This is a genomic window from Nocardiopsis sp. MG754419, from assembly GCF_018207095.1.
Classification (GTDB): domain Bacteria; phylum Actinomycetota; class Actinomycetes; order Streptosporangiales; family Streptosporangiaceae; genus Nocardiopsis.
The window spans coordinates 1-546 of the sequence record NZ_QOCZ01000349.1 but is presented as its reverse complement, the minus strand read 5'-3'; the positions used below and the strand labels follow the sequence as shown (position 1 = coordinate 546).

At 63.2% G+C, this 546-nt stretch carries 1 protein-coding gene; it reads left to right on the top strand.

Going from position 1 to position 546, the window contains the following annotated elements; all coding sequences use genetic code 11:
- Positions 1-49: 49 nt before the first annotated feature.
- Positions 50-546: AMP-binding protein (locus DSY14_RS28070; protein ID WP_249188594.1), on the top strand; the 497-nt coding region annotated here is incomplete at its 3' end.

Below are 546 nucleotides of genomic sequence, written 5' to 3'. Positions count from 1 at the left end.
GAGCGGTGATCTTGGTGTGGAGGTGGTGCCGGGTGATGTGGCGTGTGTGATGTTCACGTCGGGTTCCTCGGGTGTGCCCAAGGGTGTGGTGACCTCTCACCGGGGTGTGGTGGGCACGTTGTTGGGTCAGGGGTATGTGGATTTCGGTCCTGATCAGGTGTGGTTGCAGTGTTCGCCGGTCTCGTGGGACGCGTTCGCGTTGGAGCTCTACGGTGCGTTGTTGTTCGGTGGTCGGTGTGTGTTGCAGCCGGGGCAGCGGCCTCGGTTCGACGCGATCGCTGATCTGGTGGTGGAGCACGGGGTGACGAGTCTGCAGATGTCTGCGGGGTTGTTCAACGTGATGTTGGACGAGCGTCCTGAGGTGTTCGATGTGGTGCGTGTGGCGATGACGGCGGGTGAGGCGGCGTCGGTGGCTCATGTGGCCAGGGCGTTGTCGGAGCATCCTGGGGTTCGTGTGGTGAACGGGTACGGTCCGGCGGAGAACATGGGGTTCTCGACCAGTTTCGAGGTGGCCTCGGTCGAACCCGGACAACGCTCGGTACCCGT